Source organism: Rhodococcus ruber (assembly GCF_027270735.1).
Taxonomy (GTDB): Bacteria; Actinomycetota; Actinomycetes; order Mycobacteriales; family Mycobacteriaceae; genus Rhodococcoides; species Rhodococcoides rubrum_A.
The window spans coordinates 363175-385349 of record NZ_JAPWIJ010000006.1 but is presented as its reverse complement, the minus strand read 5'-3'; the positions used below and the strand labels follow the sequence as shown (position 1 = coordinate 385349).

Below are 22175 nucleotides of genomic sequence, written 5' to 3'. Positions count from 1 at the left end.
GCTGGTTACGAAGGACGAGGCGATGAACTCCGCACGACCCGACGACGGTTCGGCCCGGTTGGACGAGCTGTTTCCGGGTGACAACTCCACCGACGCCCTGTTTCGTGAGCTGGATTGGGCGGCGACCGATGTGGGGCCGGTGGAGAGTTGGCCGGACGAGCTGGTGACGGCCGTGCGCACCGTCCTGCCGTCGACAATCCCGATGCTGATCTGGTGGGGCCCCCACCTGGTGCAGATCTTCAACCACTCCTACACGAATTTTCTGGGCGACAAGTTTCCACTGGCCGCAGGGCAGCGGGCCAGCGAATGCTGGTCCGAGATGTGGGATTACGTCGGCGGGTTGTGCGCGCAGGTGATGGATGGTCGAGAGCCGGTGCACGGCGTTCGCCAGATGTTCGTCATGGACCGGTACGGCTACCCCGAAGAGACGTACTGGACCTTCTCGTACAGCCCGATCTTCGGACCGGGTCGCACGGTACTGGGTGTGTTCGTTGCCACGACGGAGGTGACGATGCAGGTGCTCGGCGAGCGCCGCATGCATGCCCTTCTCGCCCTCGGATCGCTGACCGCCGACGATACCGGTGGCCCCGTCGGCATCTGCCGCGCGGCAGTCGAGGCGCTGGGTAACGAAGCACGCGAATTCCCCCTGGTGGCGGCATACCTGCGACGCGATCTTGCCGACGACGGAGTACTCGAGCACATCGCGACCGCAGGTGCACTCGGCTGCGAGGCTGCCACCTGGGACCTCGCCGACGTTGTCGAGGTCTCGGACGGACGGGTCACCCGCGCGACCGTCGACGTGGACGGAACGGTCGCGAATGCCGTGATCGTTCCGCTGACGCTGGCCGGACACGCTCGACCCATCGGTGCTTTGCTGGTCGGAGTCGATGCATTTCGGGCCCGCGACGATTCCGCCATCTCGTTCTTCGTGGCAGTGGCCGAGCGCGTGTCCACGGCACTGACCGCCTCGCATGCGTTCGAGATGGAACGGCGTCGCGTCGCGGCGCTGGCCGAGGCCGACGAGGCCAAGACTCGACTGCTGGAGAACGTCGGCCACGAGTTCAGGACTCCGCTCACCCTGTTGGCCGGCCCGCTGGACGCTGTGCGCGAGAGCACCACGTCGATCCTGACCGACTCCGACCGCGACTCCCTCGACGTCGTCCACCGTGCATCGACTCGGCTCCGCCGACTCGTCGACGATCTGCTCGACGTCGTCAGCGCCGACGCCGGCCGGCTGCGCGCCCGTCTCGAGCCCACCGACCTGGCCGCGGTGACGCGTGACTGTGCGTCGATGTTCGCGGCGGTCGTGTCGGATCAGGGCCTCGAGCTCGTTGTCGACGCGGCCGAGGACGTGGTCGTTCTCACCGACGGTGAGATGTGGGCGAAGGTCGTCTTCAACTTGGTCGCGAACGCCGTCAAATACACCCCGGCCGGCCGCATCTCCATTCGCCTCGGTGCCGACGCGGACGCTGTTCGGTTGGTCGTCGCGGATACCGGCCTCGGCATCCCCGAAGGCGATCTGCCCCGAATATTCGATCGGTTCCACCGGGTCGAACGGTCCGGTGCGCACAGCATCGAGGGGTCCGGGATCGGACTGGCGCTGGTGTCGGATCTGATCACGGCCCTGGACGGACGGATCGACGTCGACAGCCGGGTGGGCGTCGGTAGTACCTTCACCGTGGTTGTCCCGCGACTGCCCGTCGAGTCGATCCAGGGCGTCGCGAGACCGATCCCTGCCGTGGATTCGGTGTCCGCGATCTTCCCACCGCACGAACCGACCACGGTCACCACCGACCGCGCAGACATACTGCTCGTCGAAGACAACATCGACATGCGCAACTATCTCGTTCGGCTGCTCACCGACGAAGGATGGACCGTCACGACCGCAGGTGACGTCGAGACCGCGCTGGACCGCGCGCGGTCGACGACACCGGGACTGGTGCTCACCGACGTCATGCTGCCCGGCCGCAGCGGACTGGACCTCGTCGGCGACATCCGCCACGACGACGCGCTTCGGCGAGTACCGGTGATCCTGGTGACTGCGAGGGCGGGAACCGACTTCGTGCTCGACGGCCTCGGGCGCGGTGCAGACGACTACATCGTCAAACCCTTCCACGACCGCGAGCTGGTGGCCCGCGTTCGAGTGCACCTCGAACTGTCCCGCATGCGCGAGCAATTGCTCGAAGAAAGTGACAACCAGGCCGCGACGCTACGCAGCGCCCTCGACACTCGCGCGGCAATCGGCCGTGCCGTCGGAATCCTGATGTCGGTGTACCGCGTCGACGCCGACGCGGCCTTCGCACAACTGACCGAACTGTCGCAGAACTCGAACCGCAAAACCCGCGACCTGGCAGCCATGATCGCCGACGACTTCACCGCGGGGCTCAGGCGCGAGGGTCAGTGATTTCGGCGGTAGTTCTCGCGCTCACGTTGCATTTCGGCCATCTTCTTTTCACTCTTCAGATCAGCTGGTAACCCATGGATTTCGAGGCGACGGGCACGGTTCTGGTCCATGTACGCGGCCGTGTAGAACAGCGCGAGCAGCAGACTGAGCAACACCATCGACGCCCGTAGCCAGATCGCTCCGGGGAAGAGGACGAAGAACCCGATGAAAATGGGCAGGAACGGAATCATCGACCGCAGGATGTGACGCGGCGTCGCACCGGGCCCGACGAGGTCGCGTCGAACCCAATCCTGCAGGGAATCGGGCAGTTTGCGGCCGAGGACTGCGTAGCCCAGCCACTGACCGAAGGACGGACGGCTGCGGTTCGTGTTCATGACAGTGCTCCTGCTGCGATGGCCGCGTCGTTGACACGGGTGAGGACGCGTCGAAGATCGTCCAGTTCGGCGAGTGACGCGCCGAGCTTCTCCACGACGGCGGGCGGGATCTTCTCGGCCCGTGTTCTCAGGGCGGTCCCAGTCGGGGTGAGCGCGACCAGCAGGACACGCTCGTCCTCGGGGCTTCGGTTGCGGGACAGCAGCCCCATCGATTCCAGACGCTTGAGGAGCGGTGAGAGCGTGGGCGAGTCGAGCTGCAACGCCGATCCGATGGCTTTGACCGACATCGGCGACTCGCCCCACAGTGCCAGCATCACCAGATACTGCGGATGCGTCAGCCCCATCGGCTCGAGCAGTGGCCGATACACCGAGAGCACAGCACGGTTGGCGACGGCAAGCGCGAAACAGACTTGCCGATCGAGTGCGAGTGGATCTTCGGTGGTGGCCACGACAACCAGGTTAGCAGATCAGTTAGTGCACTAATGATTAGTGCACTAACAACTTGCTGGAAGCGAGTTTTACACCCGAGAAATGCCGCAAAACAGGGCAGTGGATTCGATAGGCAGCCGGTGGCAGAGTCTCGGTCGGTCCTGTTCGACCAACTTCGTTCTCGACGTTCTATCCCGTCCGAACTTGTGCGATGCTCCGTGTCGATTCGCTGTTTCCCTCGAGATTTCCCGGAGGATCGCCCATGCGTCGTCGACGCATCTTCACCCCGTTCATCGTCGTTGCAGCGATGTCGTTGTCCTCGATCGGCGTGGCTGCCGCCGCCCCGGCCGACTCCGCTGCTCGCATCGTCGACACCGCGATCGCGTCCGACACCCTGCGCACGTTGAGCGTGGACTCGCCTGCCATGGGCGGAATCGTCGAGGTGCAGGTGCTGACTCCCGCCGTGAAGGCCGGATCCCGTCCGACGCTGTACATGCTCAGCGGCATCGGCGAGGAGGATCCGCACAACAGCATGTGGCTGCGCAAAGGCGGAGCCGCCGAATTCTTTGCCGACAAGAACGTCAACGTCGTGCTGCCGCTGGCCGGCCCCGGCAGCTTCTACACCGATTGGCAACGGGACGATCCGAAACTCGGCCGCTACCAGTGGGAAACGTTTCTCACCGAAGAGCTCCCACCCTTGATCGACGCAGCCGTGGACGGCAACGGACGCAACGCGATCGCGGGGCTGTCGATGGGTGCGCAGTCGGCCATGATGCTGGCCGCACGCAACCCGGATGTCTACTCCGGGGTGGCGTCGTACAGCGGGTGCTTTGCATCCTCGGAGCCGTTGGGCCAGGCAAGTATTCGGGCGATCGTCGGGGCGTTCGGTGGAAATGCCGACAACATGTGGGGCGGGCCCCTCGATCCTGCGTGGGCGGAGCACGATTCGGTCGTCAACGCAGAGAGTCTGCGCGGCACCGACGTATACGTGTCGGTGGGAACCGGCGCGCCGGGCCCGCACGAAAGTTTCGACAGCGCAGCAGCATTGGATGTCGTGGTGGTCGGAGGTCTCATCGAGGTGGGCGCGAACTACTGCACCCACCGACTGGCCGATCGACTCGGTCAGTTGAACATCCCGGCGACATTCGACTTCACCGAGACCGGAACCCACTCGTGGCCGTACTGGGTGGACCAGCTGCCCAAGAGTTGGCCGACGCTGGCAGGGTCGCTCGGGATCTGAGTTCGTAGGTTCAATCGCGATTGCTGTCGCGAAAGTCCTTGGGGGTGCAGCCGAAGCGCGCCCGGAAGGCGCGGCTGAAGTGGGCCGGGTCGGTGAATCCCCAGGATGCAGCCAGGGCTCCGATGGTCGTGCGGGCATTCTGCGGTTCGCACAGAGCACGTTTGACGCCGTCGAGTCGTTGCATCCAGATCCACTCGCTGGCGGTACACGGCTCACCGGCAAAGGCACGGTGCACCGTGCTCAGCGACAAGTGCAGGGAAGCAGCCACTTCCGTCACGGTCAGATCAGGATCTCGCAGTCGCGCGGTCATCGCGCGTTTGATCTCACCGAGTCTCTCGGACGCCGCATACGGTGCCGGTTTCTCGACGCCGGTGAGGCCGACCAGGCCTGCGACCAGGATGTACTCGACGCTCTGCGACACGGCCTCGGCCGAGGCAGTACTCATGTCGGCGTCGTCCATGATCGACGAGATCATGCTGACGAGCAGTTTTCCCGCTCCGTGTCGTCCGGACACCGCCCGCGCGGTCAATGAACCCGTGTCCCGTACGAGCGTCCTCAGCGTTGCTCCGGGGAGCATCAGCACGTACTGGGCAAACGGGTCGTCGAAGCGAAGACTGTAGGGCCGGGTGGTGTCGTAGAGCGCGAAGTCGCCCGGTTGCAGGACTGCCGTCCGCTCGTCCTGAACGACGAACCCGGTGCCCGATGTCTGGACACTGACCAGGAAGTAGTCGTCACTGGTTCGGGAGATACCTGCAGGCGTCCGCAGCACGCTCTGAGCCGTCGCAGACACTCGCGACAATCCGAGAGTGGCAAGTCCGGTGGACTCGATATGCCCGGTGATCGCGGACGCGTCCTCGGGAATCGTGCACTCGAGATCGACGTACGTTCTACTGACCGCAGCGGTCCAGAAATCGACGCTGTCGGCTCGGTCGACGGAGTCGGTGCGCAGCGGATCGGCCATGGCAGATACCTCCCGTCTCCTCACAGAGTAGAACGCTCCACAGCAGTACGCAGTAGACCCGTGCGGTCGTGGCAGCCGAAGTACTCGAAGTACTGCTCGTCCGCCGCTGCCACGGTGACCTCGTGATAGAGCCTCAGCGACGCCGCGGGCCCCATCGTCGACAGATACTTCAGCGCAGCACCGAAGATCGCCACGTGCGTCGGATGCGACTCGGCCCACGCTTCCAGGTCGCTCAGGCTGCGCCACCAACTCATGCCGAACGATTTGTCGGTATCGGTGCCGTCGTCGGTCACGACGGTCATGTACCGGTTGGCGAAACAGCCGATCGCCAGTCCGTCGTCGCGGAGAAAGTCCATGCCGGCACGCAACACCGGTTCGACGTCTCGCAGGTACATCTCCCGCTCGGACCCGGCGGTATCGGCCCAATCCTGCCCGGACCGGATGAGGCAGAGGTTCTCCTGTGGCACGATCCTGACTCTGTCGCCGTCGCGCACGACCCGAGGTTCCCCGATGGGAGCGAGTGAGTCATTCTGTGACAACGGGATTCGATCTCGAACCCCGCCCCAGTAGGCATGCTCCTCGATGGTTCCACTGAGTGAATCAGTGAGTGTGGCAACACCTTCCATCCGTCCGGTGGAGGAGAACAGTGTCTCGTACCGGTCGACGGTCGGTCTGATGATTTCGACGAAGCGACCTCGGACGCTCGTCCAGTGGTGGCCGACGGTGTCGAACCACCGGTCGAACGTTGCCACGTCGTCCCAGTAGCCGATGAACACCGTCGTGTCGATACCCTCCTCGTCGGTGTAGCGCGCCCGGTCCGTCCGGGATGGGCCTTGGTCACCCCACGGGGAGGCGTCGGGTATGCCCTGTATTCCGAAGTAGCCCATCACGACTCGCTCGGTAGACGCTGGAAAGCGGGCGACGTACGACGGGAAGGGCGGCTGATAGCTCTCGGGTGTTCTGCGCGGACACGACCGTGGAACGACGAGATGGTCGGGTATCGCGGATTCGAGCTCAGACACGGGCAGCGTCCTCGTCGAGAGTGAGGTACTCGGCAATCTCGAGACGTACCTCGGCGGCGACGTCCTCGGTGAAGTCGTACCGTGCGTTCGCGGCAGGCTGCGCACCCGACACGACGCGGTCGCCGGGAGTCTTGTCGAGCCACAGTCTCGTCACGTCCGGACGCGAATAGTGCCCGGCTGGGTCGGCGGCAGCCTTGGCGATCGAGATCAGACCGGTGTCGATGTCGGCGTAGACGATGCCCTCCTCATCGTGTGGAAGCGGCTCGTGCATCGATTGGCCGTCGGGAGCGAAGATGCGGGCGTGACCGCCGCCTGCGGTGAGCATCGCGCGCTTGGCGTCGTCGGTGCACATGATGTCGATCATCTCGGGGGAGACGGTCGCGCACGGGCTGATGACGAAACAGCCGCCTTCGACGGCGTAGATGCGGCTGGCGGCCGTGTTGACCTCGGGCCCGAGGGCATAGGCCGCCCCGGTGTAGAGCGAGAAACTGGGCCACGCTCCGATGTGAACCTGCTCGTTCTGGGCGTACATCGCGTACTTCGACAGCGGCTGCAAGTGCTCCCAGCAGCACAGCGCGCCGACGCGTCCGAGGTCGGTGTCGTACACCGACAGATCGGATCCGTCGCCCTCGCCGTAGACGGTGCGCTCGACGTGAGTCGGCTTGAGCTTGCGGCGCATCGCGACGGTCTTGCCTTCCGCGTCGATGATCCACTGGGCGATGTAGAGGCTGGCCTTGTAGCGCTCGCTCAGACCCATCACGACCATGATGTGGTTGACCTTGGCGGCCTGTGCAATTCGAGCTGCCTGCGGCGTCCCGTACTCGAGTGAGTTGTCGAAATAGCGCTGCGTGAACTGGAATCCCCATGCCGGTGCGTCGAGCCAGATGTACCAGGGGTAGCCGGGCAGGTAGGTCTCGGGAAACGCGACGAGCTCGGCTCCGGCCCGAGCTGCGTCCTCGATCAGGCCGATGGCCTTGTCGATCGAGGCATCGAGATCGAGAAAGATCGGCGCGGCCTGAACTGCTGCGGCGCGGAACTGATGGTGGTTCATGTAAGGGCCTTTCGTTGGGGAGTGCCCCAGTTTTGCCTGCTGAAAGGCCGTTCGATGGCCTCGTCGTGTCGGAAAAATTGACTCTCCGTCGCATGCCGGGGCGGCGAAACACGGTGGTAACCGGGTCCCGGTGTCTCGACACACGATCGTCACGCGCGGAGGTCGCTCGGCGGTGCGCATCTATCGCACAATGTGTGCGCGATCACACAAGACCTTCGTGCGGCCGCGGGCGCAATCTGGGAACGGACACGCCACAGGTGCCGCGATCGGCACCCGAGAAGGAGCCAAGGAACATGACAGCAGTACAGGAATCGGCCGCACCGTCGTTGCCGACCGGCACCGCCACCGAGCTCTACATCGCAGGGCAGTGGCGCGGTGCATCCGACGGAGGCACCTTCACCGATATCAACCCCACCACGGAACAGCCTCTGGCCGAGGTTGCTGCGGCCACTGCGTCGGACGTCGATGCAGCGGTGCGTGCGGCCCGCGCTCAACTGGGTGGCGAGTGGGGCGCAACCCCCGGTGCGACTCGGGGGAAGCTGCTCAACCGGATCGCCGATCTCATCGAACGTGACGGGGACCTGCTGGCGCGGCTCGAGGCCCTCGACGTCGGCAAGCCGGTGGGTCAACCGGCGATGCTCGACATTCCCAATGCCGCAGCTACTTTCCGGCACTTCGCCGGCTGGGCCGACAAGATCACCGGCAGCTCCATTCCCACTGCGGGATACTTCGGGCAGCCGACGCACTCGTACACCGTTCGTGAGCCGGTGGGCGTCATCGGCATGATCGTCCCCTGGAACACCCCATTGATGATCGCCGCGTGGAAGCTCGCGCCCGCACTGGCCGCCGGAAACACCGTGGTCGTCAAGCCGCCGGAGGATGCGCCGCTGTCCATCCTGCACTTGGCCCGTCTGATCGACGAGGCGGGAGTACCTGCCGGCGTGGTCAATGTTGTTCCAGGACTGGGCGAAGTGACGGGCGATGCCTTGGTCGGCCATCCGGACGTCGACAAGATCAGCTTCACCGGCAGCCCTCGGGTCGGCAGAATCATCGCCAAGAAGGCAGCCGACACATTCAAGCGGACGACGCTCGAGCTCGGCGGCAAGTCCCCGCAGATCATCCTCGAGGATGCGGACCTGGAGGCGGCGATCAACGGAACCGCGATGGGACTGTTCTTCAATCAGGGCCAGGTGTGTGCCGCGGGGACGCGAGTGCTGGTGCACCGCTCGCTGTACTCGCAGGTGGTCGACGGATTGGCCGCAGCGGCGTCTGCTCAGGTCCTGGGAGATCCGTTCGATCCGTCGACGACCATGGGTGCCCTCGTCAACGCGAAGCAGCGAGACAGCGTGCTGGGGTACATCGAGGCCGGACGCGACGGTGGGGCCCGAGTCGCAGCCGGTGGCGGACGTCCCGACGGTGCCGGGTATTTCGTCCAGCCGACGATCTTCGCCGACGCCGACAACGACATGAAGATCGCACAGGAGGAGATATTCGGACCCGTCGGCACGGTGATTCCGTTCGATACGGCCGACGAGGCGATCTCCATTGCGAACGACACGGTATACGGGTTGGCCGCTTCGATCTGGACCCGCGACGTCTCGCGGGCGCACACCCTGGCCGCGCAGGTTCGCTCCGGCGCGGTGTGGGTGAACGGTTGGGCAGCAATCGATCCCGCGCTCCCCTGGGGTGGCATGAAATCCAGTGGCACGGGCCGTGAACTCGGTTGGGCGGGTATCGAGGCCAACACCGAGGAGAAAGTCGTCACGATAGTTCTGTAGAGCTGACGCAGGTGAGCGGGAGTGGAGCCTGCGGAACGACCCAGGTGAACGGAAACTCGACCCCTGCTACGAGGTTCCGCTCACCTGGGGTAACGCGGTGTTTACCGAAGGACGCGCAATTCGTAACGAGCAGGTCGCAAGATTTAGTTCAACGGACGTAGAACGACGTCTCGACGGATCGGAAGGCGATGATGACGATGCCCGAACCCTAGGTCCGAGTAGGGAGCCGCTACCGTAGGGCTGTGCCCAAGCTCGTGGATCACGACGAACGCCGCCGCGCGATCACCGCGGCAACCTGGCGTTTGATCGCTGCCAAGGGGATCGATGCCGCGAACATGCGGGACATCGCGACCGAGGCGGGATACACGAACGGTGCGCTGAGCCACTATTTCGCGGGCAAAGACGAGATTCTCCGAACCGCGTTCGAGCACGTCTTCGAGGCAACGAACCGCCGCATCGACGAAGCGCTAGGCGATGCAACGGGATTCGACGCCCTTCGCATCTTCTGCCGCGAAGTGATGCCGACGACCGAAGAGACTCTGCTCGAAGCGAGAATTGCCGTCTCGCTGTGGCAGCGCGCGATGTACGACGAGCACATGGACGACACCAACCATCGTTCCCTGGTGTCGTGGCGAACGCGGATGGCGGAGTTTCTCGAGCAGGCTCGCGCGGAAGGCGACGCAGGCGATTTCGATGTCGATCTGGCCGTCGAGATGTTGCTCAACATGATGATGGGCATGCAGATTCTCGGCGTGCTCACCCCCGATGACACCACTGCCGATCGGCAGTTCCAGATGCTCGATCGATTCATAGCTCAGCTGTAACCACCCTGTGTGCGGGTGATTCGCGCCTTCCGCATGCCTTCGTTATTCAACGTCTGTAGAACCAACACCCGACTTCGAGGAACACCCATGCCAACCCTGACGCCCCACGCAATCGACCATGCCTTGTCGTTGCCCACCGAAGACGAGATCGCGCAGGTTCGAGACATCGTCGACGCCGCCGGATTCGTCACGGCCGCAACTCGGTTCGTCTACGTCGGACTCGACGAACCGGACAAGTCCGAGCTGTACGTCGCCGAACCGACCACCCGACGCACCTATCGAGTGCTGCTACACGACATCTCGACACCCGATGCTGTCGACCTTCTCGTCTCCCTCGACGACCGGCAGGTGATCGGCTCCACCCGGCTCGACGCGATCCGCGACGGTCAGATGCCGGTGCTCGACGAGGAATTCGAGCTCGTCGAGAATGTTCTCTCCACCGATCCCGCCTGGCTCGCCGCGCTGGCCGCCCGCGGGCTGGACGTAGCCGATGTGCGAGTGGCACCCCTGTCGGCAGGCGTGTTCGACTACCCGGGCGAGCACGGTCGACGCATCCTGCGCGGTTTGGCCTTTCGTCAGGACTACCCCACCGATCACGCCTGGGCCCATCCCATCGACGGGTTGGTCGCGTTCGTGGACGTGATGAATCGGACGGTGGACAAGGTCGTCGACTTGGGTGCGGTTCCGATCCCCGAGGAGTCGGGCAACTTCGACGATCTGTCCGTCACCGGCCCGCTGCGCACCACGCAGAAGCCGATCGAGATCACCCAACCTGAAGGTCCGAGTTTCACGGTGCGGGGCAATCTGGTCGAGTGGGAGAAGTGGTCGTTCCGAGTCGGCTTCGATGTGCGTGAAGGTTTGGTGCTGCACCAGATCGGCTTCGAGGACGGAGGTGCCGCCCGGCCGATCATTCACCGCGCGTCGATCGCTGAAATGGTTGTGCCCTATGGTGATCCGTCCCCGGTACGCTCGTGGCAGAACTACTTCGACACTGGTGAGTACCTGGTGGGACGGTACGCGAATTCACTCGAACTCGGCTGCGACTGCGTCGGGGACATCACGTACTTCGACGCCGTGATCGCCGACGAATTCGGCAATCCGAAAACGCTGACGAATGCCGTGTGCATGCACGAGGAGGACTTCGGGGTGCTGTGGAAGCACACCGATCTGTGGTCGGGCTCGCAGGAGACCCGCCGTCAGCGCCGACTCGTGATCTCCTTCTTCACCACCATCGGCAACTACGACTACGGCTTCTTCTGGTACCTGTACCTCGACGGCACCATCGAATTCGAGGTCAAAGCAACAGGAATCGTGTTCACGTCCGGGCATCCCGGTGGTGACTACCCCTACGCAACAGAGATCGCCCCTGGACTCGGAGCGCCGTGCCACCAGCACCTGTTCAGTGCCCGACTCGACATGATGGTCGACGGCATCGGCAACTCCGTCGAGGAGATCGAGACTCGCCGAGTGCCGATGGGCCCGGAGAACCTGCACGGCAATGCTTTTGCTCTGCACCACACCCCGCTCACCACGGAATCCGAGGCGCAGCGAGTCGCCGACGGCACGATGGGCCGCGTCTGGCACGTCATCAATCCCACATCGCTGAGTCGGCTCGGGAAGCCCGTCGGATACACGTTGCACCCCGAAGGTCAGCCGCTGCTTCTCGCGGACGACAACTCGTCGATCGCCCGACGCGCCACGTTCGCCACCAAGCATCTCTGGGTGACGCAGTTCGACCGGAGCGAACGTTATGCCGCAGGGGATTTCGTCAACCAGCATCATGGGGGAGCGGGTCTGCCGGCATTCGTCGCCTCGAACCGCAGCCTCGTCGACGAGGACATCGTGCTGTGGCACACCTTCGGGCTCACCCACTTTCCGCGCCCCGAGGACTGGCCGATCATGCCGGTGGACTACACCGGTTTCAAACTGAAGCCAGCAGGATTCTTCGATCGCAACCCCACCCTCGACGTGCCGCGCACGACCTCTGCGCACTGCGCCACTTCGAATTGCGCGGGCGGTGAGCAGAATGTCTGATGCTCAGGCGAATTCGACGGCAGGCGCACTGCGCGGTTCCATCGGCGTCGTCGGGATCGTGTTCCTGGTCATCGCCGCTGCAGCGCCATTGACCGCTATCGGTGGGGCTCTGCCGGTCATGATCGCGACAGGTAACGGAGCGGGCGCTCCGCTCGCCTACATCGTCGCGGCCCTCGTCCTGCTGGTCTTCAGCGTCGGGTATGCGGCCATGAGCCGACACATGGTGGACACCGGCGCGTTCTATGCGTACGTGGAGAAAGGGCTCGGCAGAACCATGGGCCTCGGTGCCGCGGGTCTGGCACTGCTGACGTACACCGCCATTCAGGCGGGCATCTACGGCCTCGCCGCATCGACCGTCGACAGCCTGGTCGTGAAGTACGGCGGCCCCGATCTGCCGTGGTGGTTGTGGGCGCTCGGTCTCGTCGCGATCGTGGCGTTACTCGGCTACCGCAGCATCGATCTCGGGGCCAAGGTTCTCGGCGTGCTGCTGGTACTCGAGATCGGCATCATCGTGGTCCTGTCGATCGCGGTGTTCGCGAAGGGTGGTGCCGCGGGCATCGACGTCGAATCGTTCACTCCCTCGGCCTTCTTCAGCGGATCACCGGGAATCGCCCTGATGTTCGCCATTGCCTCGTTCATCGGCTTCGAGGCCACCGCGATCTACGGCGAGGAAGCGCGTAATCCGACACGGACCGTACCGATCGCGACCTACGCCGCCGTCGTCACCATCGGACTGGTGTATGCGGTGTCGAGTTGGGCCGTGGTACTCGCTTTCGGGAGTGCATCCGTCGCACAGGCCGCTGCCGACGACACGGCGGGATTGACGTTCGCCGCTGCCGCCCAGTATCTGGGCCCGATGTCGGCGGACATCATGGAGATCATGTTGGTGACCAGTCTCTTCGCCGCCCTGCTCGCGTTCCACAACGCAATCGGACGGTACGTCTTCGCGCTCGCTCGCAAAGGCGTCGCCCCGTCGATGCTGGCGCGCACGCATTCTCGGCATGGCTCGCCGCACATGGGGTCATTGTTCCAGACCGCTTCGGCAGCAGTAGTTCTCGTGGTCTTCGCGGCAGCAGGCGCAGATCCGGTGTTGGAGCTGTTCACCTGGATGTCGGGACTTGCCACCGTGAGCATCCTGGTCCTGATGATCCTGACAGGCGCAGCGATCATGGCGTTCTTTCGTCGATCGACCGTGGACAGACGTACCTGGCACACCCTTGTCGCCCCGGCGCTCGGAACCCTGGGTCTGGTGGCGATTCTCGGTCTCGTGTTGGACAATTTCACGCTGCTCATCGGCGGTTCCGAAGTGCTCGCCGCCCTGCTGTTGATCGTCGTTGCGGTGTTCTTCGTCGGCGGGCTCCTCGTGGCTCGGCTGGCTGGATCTCGCGCCCTCGATCTCGAGCCGACGGGCTGACACCGATGGTCATGACGGTGCTGATGGCTCTCGGTGCAGTGGGTGCCGTTCTTCCGCTGATCGGACGCGGCAACCATACGGGGCGGGTGCGGTGGGCACACCTGTGCATGGCCATCGTCATGGCGGTGATGGTGGTGTTCGGCATGGATGCCACCATCGCGATAGCGGCAAGTCTCGCACTCGTCATCGCGGCTCTGTACGTGACCGGTGATACGCCGTCGCCGTCCGGTCCGTGCGTCGTGGACCTGACCTGTATGGCTGTCCTGCTGTTGCTCGTGCCCTCGATCCACACCCATTCGGCAACCGAGGCAACGTCCGCGGCGTCGATGCATCGGCACGGATCAGGTCTGGATCCGATGCTCGCGCTACCGGTTCTGCTTGCAGCGTGGATCGTTCTGACACTCATCATGTTTCACCGGAACCGCTCGGGCCGGCGGGCCGCGGCCGGTTCCCTTCTCATGATCATCGGAATGGCGCCCGTCACTTTCTGATTCCACTATCCAGGAGACAAACAATGACTACAGCAGACATCGTCTATCGCAACGGCGCAGTGTTCGTCGTGGATGCGGATTTCACGATCGCGAGTGCGCTCGCGATCGCCGACGGCGTGATTCTGGCCGCCGGAACCGACACCGACATCGACAGGTTCGTCGGGCCGCGAACCGTGACAGTCGATCTCGCAGGTAGGACCGTTCTGCCGGGTATCAACGATTCGCACCTGCATGCGGTGGCCTTCGGTCTCGACACCCCGCCGCTCTCGCTCGACCTGAGCTTTCCGACCGTTCGATCCATCGCCGACGTGGTCGACGCGGTGGCCGACGCAGTGGCGAAAGCGGGTCCCGGTGACTGGATCGTCGGAACAGGCTGGGACGAGGGGTATCTCGCGGAGTGTGTGGCCGACCCCGCGGTGCGGCCGACGCGGTTCGAGCTCGACGCCGTCTCGCCCGACAACCCGGTGTTCCTGCAGGACTTCTCCCGGCACGTCTCGTGGGTGAACACCGTCGCTCTCCAGCGCGCGGGGGTCGACGAGAAGACGGTAGTGCCGGACGGGGGAGTGATGCCGACGGACGCATCGGGCCGACTGATCGGCATTCTGCAGGAAGGGGCGCAGAGTCTGGTTCAGTCCACTCTGCCGAGGCTCACCCGCGAACGGCGTACGAAAGCAGTACGATCCGCGATCTCCATCCTGCAGCGCGAAGGAATAACCAGCTTCACCGACCCGGCTCTCGGGCCGGGCGGCGAAGATCTGGCCGGCGGTGCGATGGGTGAGGAGGGCCTGTCGATCTACGCCGACCTCGCCGCGGCAGGTGACCTCGGCATTCGCGTCTCGGCGCTGATGTTGCCCACCGGAATGAGCGGAACTGCAGCAGAATTCGAGACGAACCTCAGCGCTATCGAACCGCCGTCGACCGAGGACCCGCGCATGTTTCGGATCCTCGGCGTGAAGGTGTTCGCCGACGGTATCCCGCCCAGCAAGACGGCGTGGATGCATGAGGAGTACGTCGGTGGCGGGTGCGGATCGCTCTGCGTGGGTGGTGACACCGATGAGCGTCGGGTGCACGAGGTGACCGAGATGATCCGGATCGGGCACGAGGCCGGTCATCAGATCGGCGTGCACGTCACCGGTGACCGAGCCATCGACACGGTCGCCGACGCATTGATCGCGGCGCAATCGTCTCATCCGCGTGACGACGCGCGGCACTACCTCATCCACGGCGATTTCATCAGTGCACAGACTCTTGCCCGGCTGGCCGAGCACAATATCGGCGTCAACATGAATCCGACGATCAAGTGGACGATCGCCGACTTGGAGGAGGGCGTCGTCGGGGTCGAGAGAGCAGCGTACGAGTGGCCGTACCGCAGTGCGATCGAGTCGGGCGTGGCCCTGATGAGCTCGTCGGATGCGCCGGTCACCACACCGGACTGGCGCCAGGGCATTTCGACGATGATGCTGCGGGAGAGTCGGTCGTCGGGCAGGGTCAGTGGGCCGGAGCAAACCATCGGATTGGCCGACGCCGTGCGGACCTACACGATCAACCCGGCGTGGCAGGACTTCGCGGAGGACTGGAAGGGCTCACTCGAGCCGGGAAAAGTAGCCGACCTGTGCATTCTGGACGGTGATCTGACGGTCATGGATCCGCACGATATTCCCTCGGTCGAGGTTGTCTCGACTGTGGTCGGAGGTGTTGAGGTGTTCCGCAACTCCACCTGGCTCGACCACTGAGCGAGGGCGCGTCTGGCCCAGAATGTGTGCGCTCAGCTACATGTTTCTGTCGCGGTGATCGGCGATTGTTGTGTCGACGGTCACAACAGAAAGAAGCAGCGCATGTCGACGAATTCGACGGACTACATCGTAGTGGGAGCAGGTTCGGCGGGAAGCGTCATCGCGAGGAGGCTTCTCGACGCGGGACATACCGTCCATGTGATCGAGGCAGGTCCCGTGGATACCGATCCGGCGATCCACTCACCGCAGGGCTGGCCCACGCTGTTGGGTGGCTCGCAGGACTGGGGACTGTTCACCACTCCGCAGAAGCACGCCAACGATCGCCGGATCTTCTGGCCGCGCGGACGCGTACTCGGCGGCAGCTCGTCCCTCAACGGAATGATCTACGTGCGTGGGCATTCCAGCGACTACGATGGCTGGGCCGCCGCCACCGGTGACACCGGATGGTCGTGGGAGAACGTGCTACCGCTGTTCAAGCGCTCGGAGTCACACGAACTCGGTGCCAACGAGTTCCACGGCGGCGACGGGCCACTGCCGGTGTCGATCATGGGCACCCCGCACCCGCTGGCAGCGGCCTTCGTCGACGCGGCCGTCGAACACGGACACAAGCTGATCGACGACTTCAACGCCGACGAGATGGTGGGTGCCGGCTACAACCACACCACCACTCGCGACGGTGAACGAATGAGCGCATGGAAGAGCTTCGTCGGCCCGGTGCTGGACAACCCCGATCTGACCGTCACCACCGGGGCCCTCGTGCACAAGGTGGTGGTCGAGAACGGCCGCGCGGTGGGAATCGAGTACAGCCTCGGTGGTTTCGAGCTGGAGCGTGCGTTCGCCGATCGCGAGGTGATCCTGTGCGGCGGGGCACTCGGCTCTCCGAAGGCATTGTTGCTCAGTGGTATCGGACCGTCGGCACACTTGGGCGAACTCGGAATCGACACCGTCGTGGACCTGCCGGGTGTGGGCGAGAACCTGCACGACCACCTGCTGCTCAGCAACATCTACGAGTCCCTCGAGCCGCTCGCAGCCGGTACGAACAATCTGCTCGAGGCGCAGCTGTACGCCCGCAGTAACGGATGGGCCGGTGCCGCACCGGATCTGCAGCCGCTGTTCATGCATATTCCGTATCCGGCAGACGGATACCCGGTGCCCGAGAACGGCTACACGATCGCACCCGGAATCGTGGCTCCGCGTTCGCGTGGCACGCTCCGGTTGGCGTCCTCGGATCCGAGCGAGCTACCGCTGGCGGATCCGAACATTCTGGCCGATCCGTACGACCTCGAAGCGATGGTCGACGCGGTCGAGATCTGCCGTGAGATCGGTGCGTCCGACGCGTTCGCGCCGTGGCGTAAGGCAGAGGTGGTTCCGGGACCGAGTGCGCGCACACGCGACGACCTGCGGGCCTATGTTCGCCAAACCGCCGGCACGTACCACCACCAGGTCGGCACCTGCAAGATGGGAGCCGAGTCGGACGTCGATGCCGTTGTGGGAGCCGATCTTCGGGTCCGTGGCATCGAGGGGCTGCGGGTCGCGGACGCATCGATCATGCCCGCGGTGCCGTCGGGCAACACCAACGCGCCGTCCATCATGGTCGGTGAGCGGGCCTCGGATCTGATCCTCGGAAGGTAGCTCGTAGTCGGGTGAGGGCGGTGTGCGCTCTCACCCGGCGCGATACTCCCGCGGCGACATGCCGTACGTCTCCTTGAACAGCTTCGAGAAATTCGAGGAATCGATCAAACCGTGACGCGCACAAATGGTTCCGATACTGTCCGCGGCGAAACGAGGGTCACGCAGATCGCGGTGGCATCGATCCAGTCTCCTGGATCTGATCCAGCCGGCGACCGTGCGACCGTCGGACTCGAAGAGCTTCTGCAAGTAGCGTGTCGAAATATGTAGGCGCGCAGCGAGAGACGCCGTGGAGAGTGTGGGATCGGACAGATGTGACTCCACGAGACTCTTGGCCTCGATCAGGAGTGTGGATCCCGGCGCATCGTGGGGAGCCGCGTCGTCGAGAGCGGCGCAGAGCAGATCGAGGACGGCGTTCTCGAGCATCGGCGTCGTCGGGAGAGTTCCGTCGGCGGCGTTGCGGCGCAAATTGAACAGAAACGGCGACACCAGCGCGCCGACACCGTGATCGCCCTCGATGCGCCGCGCCGCAACGGTCGTCAACTCACGGGAATCGATGCGCAGCGCATCGCGTGGAAACATCACCACGAACATCTCGAAGTCCCCGACGAAGTGCAGATCGTACGGTGCGCTGGTGTCGTACACCGCGAAGTCGCCCGGCTCCAGCACTGCCTCTCGGTCGTTCTGGACCAGGGTGCCGCGGCCGGTCAACTGCAGGCCGACCTTGATCAACCCGGGATCGGCACGTTTGATGGTTGCGCGCGTGCGGCGGACATCCACCTCGCGCCCCGCGACCTCGCTCAATTGCAGAGATCCCAATGTCGACGACACCAAGGTGCCCTGGAACGGAGAATGCCCGGTGGACACAGCGTCGAGCGGCACGAACGCCGTCGAGACGTTCTCGCGCCATTGCTCGAAATCCTGTGCCACCGGGTTCATGTCATACGGCTGGGCGGTTGTCGATCAGACGGCGGGCTTTACCGATGGAACGCTCGAGGGCCGCGGGTGCGACGACATCGACCGCAACGCTCACGCCGATGCGGTCCTTGACCAGCTTCTTCAGCGTTGCCGCCGCGATCGGATGCGTGTCGAGTGCAGCGTCGGGCCGGGCTTCGACGAGGACGGTCAGAGTGTCCATGCGTCCGGCGCGCTCGAGCACGCACTGAAACTGCGGTGCCAGAACGGGAACCGTCAGGATCAATTCCTCGATCTGCGTCGGGAAGAGATTGACTCCGCGCAGAATGATCATGTCGTCGGTGCGGCCGGTGACCTTCTGCATCCGACGCATCGTGCGAGCCGTGCCCGGCAGCAGTCGCGTCAGATCGCGGGTGCGGTAGCGGATGATCGGCATCGCTTCCTTGGACAAGGACGTGAACACCAATTCACCCTCCTCGCCGTCGGGCAGAACTTCGCCGGTCACCGGGTCGATGACCTCCGGGTAGAAATGATCCTCCCAGATGTGGAGCCCGTCCTTGGTTTCGACGCATTCCATCGCGACGCCCGGCCCCATCACCTCGGACAGGCCGTAGATGTCGACGGCGTCCATGTCGAGAGTCTTCTCGATCTCTTTGCGCATCTCCTCGGTCCACGGCTCCGCGCCGAATACGCCGGTCTTCAGCGAGGTCTTGGCCGGGTCGATGCCCTTCTTGATCATCGCGTCCACGATCGTGAGCATGTACGACGGCGTCACCATGATGGCGTCGGGCTCGAAGTCCTCGATGAGCTGGATCTGACGGTCGGTCATTCCACCGGACATCGGAATGACGGTGCAGCCGAGGCGTTCTGCACCGTAATGTGCGCCGAGGCCACCGGTGAACAGTCCGTAGCCGTAGGCGACGTGCACCTTGTCGGACGGCTTCACCCCGCCGGCACGAAGGCTGCGGGCGATGAGGTCTGCCCAGTTGCTGATGTCGTTCGCGGTGTAGCCCACCACTGTCGGCCTACCCGTGGTGCCCGAGGACGCGTGGATGCGTGAGACCTTGTCCTGCGGCACCGCAAACATCCCGAAGGGGTAGTTCTCCCGCAGATCCTTCTTTGCAGTGAACGGGAACTTCGCCAGATCCGACAGATCCTTCAGATCGGTCGGGTGCACCCCGGCAGCGTCAAAAGCCTTCTTGTAGTGCGGGACGTTGTCGTACGCATGCTGCAGCGACCACTGCAGGCGCTCCAACTGGAGAGTCGAGATGCGATCCCGTGACGCGAACTCGATGTCGGGGGTATCGGTGGGGGCGGACAGCACACTGGTCATGATTGCTCTCTCGTGGTCTCAGGCGTCGAAGTCGACGGTCACTGTGTCGCTGACGGGGAAGGTCTGGCAGGTGAGCACGAAGCCGGCGTCGACCTCGTTGTCCTCGAGCGCGTAGTTGCGGCGCATGTCCACATCGCCGACGGTCACCTTCGCGCGGCAGGTGCCGCACACCCCGCCCTTGCATGCGAAGGGAAGATCGGAGCGCAGTTGCTCGGCGGAGTCGAGGATCGACTCGTCCTGCGGCAGTGCACCTGTCACCTCACGGCCGTCGAGGATGATCGTGACCTCGCTGCTCGGGCCGGTGATGCCCGGTTCGCGATGCTTCTCCTGCGGCGGAGGTACGTCGTCGACGTAGAACAATTCGTGGTGGATGCTGCTCTTGGCGACGCCGAGTTCCTTCAGAACGTCCTGCGCGTCGTTCACCATCCCGAACGGACCGCACAGCCAGAAGTGGTCGATGTCCGGGGTCGGGACGACGGTGTCGAGGATCTCGCGTAGTCGCCCTGCGTCGAGCCGGCCGCTGAACAACTCGACCTCACGAGGCTCTCTGGACAGGACGTGGATGACGTCGAATCGACTACCGTACTGATCCTTCAGGTCGGCGATCTCCTCGGCGAACATCACTGTCCTGGTACGCCGATTGCCGTACAACAGAACGACTTCGGCCTCGGGGTTGGCAAGAACGGAGGCCGCGATGGACAGCATCGGGGTGATGCCGGAGCCGGCAGCGATGAGAACGTGCCTACCAGCCACGGCCGGATCCGCATGAAAGTTGCCGGTCGGGCCCTGAACATCGATGCGGTCGCCGGCCTTGACGTCGCGGACCAACCACGAGGAGAACAGGCCGTCGCTCACCTCCCGCACGCCGACGCGGGGACGCGCGCCCACCGGTGCGCAGATCGAGTAGGAGCGGCGGTGCTCGACGCCGTCGACGGTCCGGCTGAGCATCAGGGATTGTCCTGGGCGAAAGTCGAATTCGTCCGTGAGGTGTTCGGGCACGTCGAACGTGACGGCGACGGCGTCGTCGCACAGTGACTCGACATCCGCGACGGTCAACGTGTGAAAAGGCTTGTTCCGCAGGTTCTTCTGTACGGGTTCAGCGGTGACGGTCATCAAATTTCCTTCACGTGGTCGAAGGGCTCGAGGCAGTCGTCGCACCGGTACTGGGCTTTGCAGAGGGTGGCACCGAACTCGGAGGTGAGGCGGGTATTCGTGGAAGTGCACTGAGGGCAGGCGATCTGCCGCGGCTTCACTGTCAAGGTCAACGGGACCGGACCGCTCGTCCGCGCCGGAGCGGGGCCGGGCACGGAGTAACCGGCTTCACGAAGCTTGCGCAGGCCGTCCTCGGAGATCCAGTCGGTGCTCCACGCGGGGGAGAGGCTGGTGACGATCTCGACGTCGGAGTAGCCGTGGTCGGTGAGCTTGTGCGCGATGTCGTCGCGCATCGTCGCCATCGCCGGGCATCCGGAGTACGTCGGAGTGATCGTGACGAGCACACTGCCGTTCTCGCGTACCTCGACGTCGCGCAGGACGCCGAGGTCGTCGAGGGTGAGCAGTGGCATCTCGGGATCCATGACGGTGGCGGCGATGTCGCGAGCCGAAAGTTCCATCGTTGTCACCAGACTCCCTCCGGATGGGCCCTCGCCACGACCTGCATCTCGGCGATCAGGGGTCCGAACGCCTCGGTGTGGATGCCGCGACGACCACCTCGGCCGCCGATGGTGCCTACGGACTTACCCTCGGGGGCGTCGAGTTCCGCGGCATGTAGAACCTGCGCAAGAACGGAATCGAACTCCTCGCGGACGTCCCGGGGGTCGACGGCGACGCCGACCTCTGCCAGTGCGATCTCCTCGTCCGTCGGGATGAACAATTCCGAGACGTACGGCCAGATTCTGGTCACGGCGTCGCGGACTCGTCGCTTCGATTCGTCCGTGCCGCAGCCCAGGGTGACGACCCAGCGGGCTGCGTAATCGCGGTGATAGGTCAACTCTTTGACGCCCTTGTTCGCGACCGCGGCGAGAACGGGATCGCGGGATTCCTGCAGGCGAGTGAAGACGGCGAGCCGCCACGTCGAGAACACCAGCAGGCGAACCTGCGACTTCGCGAAATCGCCGTTGTCGAGCTCGGTGAGCCGAACGTTGCGGAAGTCTGCCTCGTCGCGGAAGAACGCCAGCGCATCTTCCGAGGGTGCGGGCGAGGTGTCCGAGATGAACGGCACCACCGTCGGATCGGCTTTGGCGGCGCGGGCCAGCAGCAGCCGGGCCTGGCCGAGGAGGTCGAGGCCGACGTTGGCCAGCGCCACCTCTTCTTCCAATTCCGGTGCGCGAGTGCTCCATTCGGCGAGGCGCTGGGAGTTGATCAGCGCATCGTCACCGAGCATGAGGCAGTACGCGGCAAGGGCTTTCAGGTCGACGTCGTCGGGAACGGTGGTATCGACGCCGGCGAGCGGGTCGTCGAAACTCGTCCCGAATGCCCACTGCCCGTGCGAATCCTCGTCGACCAGGCCCTCGTAGGCGCTGTCGTGATCAGTCATGAGTGCTAGT

Annotated in this window: 19 protein-coding genes; 9 read left to right on the top strand and 10 right to left on the bottom strand. The window is 64.4% G+C overall.

What is annotated here, in order from left to right:
• Window positions 1-22: 22 nt before the first annotated feature.
• Window positions 23-2404 (top strand): ATP-binding protein, encoded by a 2382-nt coding sequence (locus O4220_RS16665; RefSeq protein WP_269606133.1) that lies wholly within the window; start codon window positions 23-25, stop codon window positions 2402-2404.
• On the opposite strand, the gene O4220_RS16660 is transcribed toward O4220_RS16665, so the two are convergent.
• A complete protein-coding gene (locus O4220_RS16660) occupies window positions 2398-2778 on the bottom strand; it encodes a DUF5313 family protein (RefSeq protein WP_269606130.1) in 381 nt (126 codons plus the stop codon). The genes O4220_RS16665 and O4220_RS16660 overlap by 7 nt on opposite strands.
• Entirely contained in the window at window positions 2775-3227 is a 453-nt protein-coding gene (locus O4220_RS16655) for a MarR family winged helix-turn-helix transcriptional regulator (RefSeq protein ID WP_269606127.1), read from the bottom strand. The genes O4220_RS16660 and O4220_RS16655 overlap by 4 nt, the downstream gene beginning before the upstream one ends.
• A 242-nt stretch (window positions 3228-3469) precedes the next feature.
• On the opposite strand from O4220_RS16655, the gene O4220_RS16650 reads away from it, so the two are divergent.
• A complete protein-coding gene (locus O4220_RS16650) occupies window positions 3470-4447 on the top strand; it encodes an alpha/beta hydrolase (protein WP_269606124.1) in 978 nt (325 codons plus the stop codon).
• A gap of 10 nt (window positions 4448-4457) precedes the next feature.
• Here the strand turns inward: O4220_RS16650 and O4220_RS16645 are convergent, their stop codons facing one another.
• From O4220_RS16645 to O4220_RS16635, 3 genes are read right to left on the bottom strand one after another with little or no spacing between them, the layout of a single operon-like run.
• Window positions 4458-5408, bottom strand: a complete 951-nt coding sequence (locus O4220_RS16645; protein ID WP_269606121.1) for a helix-turn-helix domain-containing protein — start codon at window positions 5406-5408, stop codon at window positions 4458-4460.
• Window positions 5409-5428: 20 nt separating this feature from the next.
• Window positions 5429-6430, bottom strand: a complete 1002-nt coding sequence (locus O4220_RS16640) for a phenylacetaldoxime dehydratase family protein (protein ID WP_269606118.1) — start codon at window positions 6428-6430, stop codon at window positions 5429-5431.
• The gene (locus O4220_RS16635) at window positions 6423-7481 is read right to left on the bottom strand and encodes a carbon-nitrogen hydrolase family protein (RefSeq protein WP_269606116.1); all 1059 of its coding nucleotides are present in this window, start codon (window positions 7479-7481) and stop codon (window positions 6423-6425) included. Before O4220_RS16635 ends, O4220_RS16640 begins: the two co-directional genes overlap by 8 nt.
• A gap of 293 nt (window positions 7482-7774) precedes the next feature.
• Between O4220_RS16635 and styD the strand changes: the two genes are divergently transcribed.
• The 7 genes from styD to O4220_RS16600 all read left to right on the top strand — a co-directional run bounded on the left by styD (window position 7775) and on the right by O4220_RS16600 (window position 17387).
• Window positions 7775-9259, top strand: coding sequence for a phenylacetaldehyde dehydrogenase StyD (gene styD, locus O4220_RS16630; protein WP_269606112.1), 1485 nt, complete (start codon window positions 7775-7777; stop codon window positions 9257-9259).
• Between the two features lie 254 nt (window positions 9260-9513).
• Complete coding sequence (locus tag O4220_RS16625; protein ID WP_269606352.1) at window positions 9514-10083, top strand: TetR/AcrR family transcriptional regulator; 570 nt, start codon at window positions 9514-9516, stop codon at window positions 10081-10083.
• Window positions 10084-10170: 87 nt separating this feature from the next.
• Window positions 10171-12117, top strand: coding sequence for a primary-amine oxidase (locus O4220_RS16620; RefSeq protein WP_269606109.1), 1947 nt, complete (start codon window positions 10171-10173; stop codon window positions 12115-12117).
• Window positions 12110-13531, top strand: a complete 1422-nt coding sequence (locus tag O4220_RS16615; RefSeq protein WP_269606107.1) for an APC family permease — start codon at window positions 12110-12112, stop codon at window positions 13529-13531. The genes O4220_RS16620 and O4220_RS16615 overlap by 8 nt, the downstream gene beginning before the upstream one ends.
• Window positions 13532-13542: 11 nt before the next feature.
• Window positions 13543-14022 (top strand): hypothetical protein, encoded by a 480-nt coding sequence (locus O4220_RS16610; protein WP_269606105.1) that lies wholly within the window; start codon window positions 13543-13545, stop codon window positions 14020-14022.
• Window positions 14023-14045: 23 nt separating this feature from the next.
• On the top strand, window positions 14046-15755 hold the full coding sequence (locus tag O4220_RS16605; RefSeq protein WP_269606102.1) for an amidohydrolase: 1710 nt from the start codon (window positions 14046-14048) through the stop codon (window positions 15753-15755).
• Window positions 15756-15857: 102 nt separating this feature from the next.
• The gene (locus tag O4220_RS16600) at window positions 15858-17387 is read left to right on the top strand and encodes a GMC family oxidoreductase (RefSeq protein ID WP_269606099.1); all 1530 of its coding nucleotides are present in this window, start codon (window positions 15858-15860) and stop codon (window positions 17385-17387) included.
• Window positions 17388-17417: 30 nt separating this feature from the next.
• Here O4220_RS16600 and O4220_RS16595 read toward each other — a convergent pair whose 3' ends face one another.
• Genes O4220_RS16595 through paaC form a run of 5 tightly spaced genes read right to left on the bottom strand, consistent with a single transcriptional unit; the run spans window position 17418 to window position 22165 of the window.
• The gene (locus O4220_RS16595) at window positions 17418-18323 is read right to left on the bottom strand and encodes a helix-turn-helix domain-containing protein (RefSeq protein ID WP_269606097.1); all 906 of its coding nucleotides are present in this window, start codon (window positions 18321-18323) and stop codon (window positions 17418-17420) included.
• Window position 18324: 1 nt separating this feature from the next.
• The gene (gene paaK, locus O4220_RS16590) at window positions 18325-19632 is read right to left on the bottom strand and encodes a phenylacetate--CoA ligase PaaK (protein WP_269606095.1); all 1308 of its coding nucleotides are present in this window, start codon (window positions 19630-19632) and stop codon (window positions 18325-18327) included.
• A gap of 18 nt (window positions 19633-19650) precedes the next feature.
• Entirely contained in the window at window positions 19651-20745 is a 1095-nt protein-coding gene (gene paaE, locus O4220_RS16585; protein WP_269606092.1) for a 1,2-phenylacetyl-CoA epoxidase subunit PaaE, read from the bottom strand.
• Entirely contained in the window at window positions 20745-21242 is a 498-nt protein-coding gene (gene paaD, locus O4220_RS16580; RefSeq protein WP_269606350.1) for a 1,2-phenylacetyl-CoA epoxidase subunit PaaD, read from the bottom strand. The genes paaE and paaD overlap by 1 nt, the downstream gene beginning before the upstream one ends.
• Window positions 21243-21247: 5 nt before the next feature.
• A complete protein-coding gene (gene paaC / locus O4220_RS16575) occupies window positions 21248-22165 on the bottom strand; it encodes a 1,2-phenylacetyl-CoA epoxidase subunit PaaC (RefSeq protein WP_269606090.1) in 918 nt (305 codons plus the stop codon).
• Window positions 22166-22175 lie beyond the last annotated feature (10 nt).

Coding starts and splice junctions, on each gene's coding strand:
- O4220_RS16665 (WP_269606133.1), top strand. CDS start 23: ATGAACTCCGCACGACCCGACGACGGTTCGGCCCGGTTGGACGAGCTG.
- O4220_RS16660 (WP_269606130.1), bottom strand. CDS start 2,778: ATGAACACGAACCGCAGCCGTCCGTCCTTCGGTCAGTGGCTGGGCTAC.
- O4220_RS16650 (WP_269606124.1), top strand. CDS start 3,470: ATGCGTCGTCGACGCATCTTCACCCCGTTCATCGTCGTTGCAGCGATG.
- O4220_RS16645 (WP_269606121.1), bottom strand. CDS start 5,408: ATGGCCGATCCGCTGCGCACCGACTCCGTCGACCGAGCCGACAGCGTC.
- O4220_RS16635 (WP_269606116.1), bottom strand. CDS start 7,481: ATGAACCACCATCAGTTCCGCGCCGCAGCAGTTCAGGCCGCGCCGATC.
- styD (WP_269606112.1), top strand. CDS start 7,775: ATGACAGCAGTACAGGAATCGGCCGCACCGTCGTTGCCGACCGGCACC.
- O4220_RS16620 (WP_269606109.1), top strand. CDS start 10,171: ATGCCAACCCTGACGCCCCACGCAATCGACCATGCCTTGTCGTTGCCC.
- O4220_RS16615 (WP_269606107.1), top strand. CDS start 12,110: ATGTCTGATGCTCAGGCGAATTCGACGGCAGGCGCACTGCGCGGTTCC.
- O4220_RS16610 (WP_269606105.1), top strand. CDS start 13,543: ATGACGGTGCTGATGGCTCTCGGTGCAGTGGGTGCCGTTCTTCCGCTG.
- O4220_RS16605 (WP_269606102.1), top strand. CDS start 14,046: ATGACTACAGCAGACATCGTCTATCGCAACGGCGCAGTGTTCGTCGTG.
- O4220_RS16600 (WP_269606099.1), top strand. CDS start 15,858: ATGTCGACGAATTCGACGGACTACATCGTAGTGGGAGCAGGTTCGGCG.
- O4220_RS16595 (WP_269606097.1), bottom strand. CDS start 18,323: ATGAACCCGGTGGCACAGGATTTCGAGCAATGGCGCGAGAACGTCTCG.
- paaK (WP_269606095.1), bottom strand. CDS start 19,632: ATGACCAGTGTGCTGTCCGCCCCCACCGATACCCCCGACATCGAGTTC.
- paaE (WP_269606092.1), bottom strand. CDS start 20,745: ATGACCGTCACCGCTGAACCCGTACAGAAGAACCTGCGGAACAAGCCT.
- paaD (WP_269606350.1), bottom strand. CDS start 21,242: ATGGAACTTTCGGCTCGCGACATCGCCGCCACCGTCATGGATCCCGAG.
- paaC (WP_269606090.1), bottom strand. CDS start 22,165: ATGACTGATCACGACAGCGCCTACGAGGGCCTGGTCGACGAGGATTCG.